Raw genomic sequence first — 2,150 nt, 5'->3', positions numbered from 1 at the left:
AAGCCGCTCGACTACGGCTCGCAGCGGGACGATATATTGGCCGTTCTCAATCCGGTATTCCCCCGGCTGCAGCGAGGCTTGCAGCATTCCGGTTACCACTGCCAGCGGTTTTCCTGGCGCAAATAAGGCGGCTTCGGGGTTATATTGGCGGCAATCCAAGCTTCGTCAGGCTTTGTTCGTTTCGCGGCCCCCTTGCCCGGATGAGCCTTGAACTGAACCGGCTCGCTGCTGGCGTCCAGCGTCTTGAACACATAACCCGCTGCTTTATACTTTTTAATGATTTCCGGCAGCGCCTTTGCGCTTGCCTGATGTCCTGCTCCGTCATGAAGCAGCAGAACGACTCTGGAAGACTGGGTACCCTGAACCGAGTTCTTCAGTATTTCAGCAGCCGGAACTCCCCTCCGTGCCGAATCGCCGCTGTCCACCGTCCAGTCCGTAGCCAGGTAGCCCGCTTGCTTCATCAGATGGAAGTAGGTATCATCAAAATGTCCGTATGTTCCGCCGGGGGCGCGGACAAGCTGCGGCCGCACGCCGGTAATCTGGCGGATGATTTCCTCCGTTTTTTTGATTTGGCTCCAGAAATGTGTAAAGCCGCTGTATAAATCTTTATAATTGTGATTATAGGTATGATTACCGATGACATTTCCCTGTTCCCAGATCGCGTTTATCAGCTCAGGGCGGGTTTCGGCCTGGTCTCCGAGCACAAAAAACGTCGCCTTTACCTGCTCCCGACGCAGAATCTCAAGCACTTTGGGGGTAACGGCGCTGGGCCCGTCGTCGAAGGTGAGATAGACGTTCTTTGGCACGGCGCTTTTCTGGGTGGCCGCCGGCATGGTTTTGGCCTTGCTTACGGGGACCCTAGAGATGCGGGATCCCGGCGCCCGGCCTTCTGGAAAAGCAGGCGGCAGGCCGACGAATGGCATCGGTTGGCTGCTGCCGCGCACCGGCAAGCCAGATTGTGCTTGTCCGCTCAGAGCACCGGAGATTGCCGAATCGGATGATGCGCCGTCCCTTCCTTTGGCGGCTCCGCCGCTGTCCGCGGCATGAAGCGTCCCGGATGATTTCCCGAAAGGGAAATTTCCTGCTTCACGGTAAATCAGAGCGGCTGCGAGGACCACAGCGGCAAGCACAAGCCGGACAGCCGTATGGCGGCTGATTCCGCGCTTTTTCCGAACCATATTCTCAACCTCCAGCATTCTATTGGCTGCTACAGCCTTCTGTTGGATTATATGAGGACAGGCCGCGAATTAGACATGCCCTTCTGCTAATGAAACAGCCGGTGCCGGAAGTATGGAAAAAACTTAAAACGGCGTATGCCCATCTTTTTGGAGAGTGACATCAACTATGGAAATGCTGAATTGGATACAGGAATTATTCGGGAAGTATGGATATAACGTGCTGTTCTTCGGGCTGCTGCTGGAATTTATCGCATTGCCCTTTCCCGGGGAGACGACGATGGCTTTTGCCGGATACCTGTCCTATACGGGACAGCTCGACTTTATGATATTGATTATCGTCGCATTCTTCGGGACGACAATCGGAATGACGATCACCTATTTCATCGGCCTCAAAGCCGGAATGCCGTTTATTCAGCGGTACGGCCGGTGGTTTTTGTTCTCTCCCGCCAAGCTTGAAAAAACGCAGCGCTGGTTCGAGCGGTACGGCAGCGGGCTGATTACAATCGGTTATTTCATCCCCGGCGTGCGCCATTTTACCGGTTATTTCTCCGGCATTATCGCTCTTCCTTTCCGCAAGTTTGCCCTGTACGCCTATGGCGGCGCGCTGTTCTGGGTCATTCTGTTTCTCGGAATCGGCCGGCTGTTCGGACCCCAGTGGACGGCTGTATTCCATCTGTTTGAGGCTTATGCCCCATGGATCGTACTGGCTGCCGTCCTGGTGGCCGCGATGGTTCTCATCTACCGCTTCCGTTTCAGCCGCAGAGTTAGAGCGCTCAGCGTAGCGGTCAGGGTTAAGGAGTCCTCGGAAGAACGCTGACCTTCTGGCCCTTTCTGTCCTTTATCCATGCGTACACCCCCAGCACAACGGCAATTGTGGAAAAACAGACGCCTCCCGCAAGCCCTATCATGCGGGGCTCCGCTCTGGTTAGCAGATAACCGGCCAGCAGCATGGACAAGCCGAGCAGCGTACTA

Annotated in this window: 3 protein-coding genes; 1 reads left to right on the top strand and 2 read right to left on the bottom strand. The window is 55.4% G+C overall.

The genetic code is table 11. From position 1 onward, the window contains the following. Window positions 1-92: 92 nt before the first annotated feature. Window positions 93-1,178, bottom strand: coding sequence for a polysaccharide deacetylase family protein (locus L691_RS28235; RefSeq protein WP_051459326.1), 1,086 nt, complete (start codon window positions 1,176-1,178; stop codon window positions 93-95). Window positions 1,179-1,344: 166 nt separating this feature from the next. On the opposite strand from L691_RS28235, the gene L691_RS0107605 reads away from it, so the two are divergent. Further along, a complete protein-coding gene (locus L691_RS0107605; RefSeq protein WP_025689771.1) occupies window positions 1,345-1,995 on the top strand; it encodes a DedA family protein in 651 nt (216 codons plus the stop codon). Here L691_RS0107605 and L691_RS32590 read toward each other — a convergent pair. Beyond that, window positions 1,970-2,150, bottom strand: a 181-nt coding sequence (locus L691_RS32590; protein WP_036735968.1) for a hypothetical protein, incomplete at its 5' end; no start/stop codon positions are given. The two genes, L691_RS0107605 and L691_RS32590, sit on opposite strands and share 26 nt — an antisense overlap.

Source organism: Paenibacillus zanthoxyli JH29 (genome assembly GCF_000520715.1).
GTDB classification, from domain to species: Bacteria; Bacillota; Bacilli; order Paenibacillales; family Paenibacillaceae; genus Paenibacillus_AQ; species Paenibacillus_AQ zanthoxyli.
The sequence above is the reverse complement of the archived record's forward strand: the minus strand, read 5'-3'. Positions and strand labels throughout refer to the sequence as shown.

Coding starts and splice junctions, on each gene's coding strand:
- L691_RS28235 (WP_051459326.1), bottom strand. CDS start 1,178: ATGGTTCGGAAAAAGCGCGGAATCAGCCGCCATACGGCTGTCCGGCTT.
- L691_RS0107605 (WP_025689771.1), top strand. CDS start 1,345: ATGGAAATGCTGAATTGGATACAGGAATTATTCGGGAAGTATGGATAT.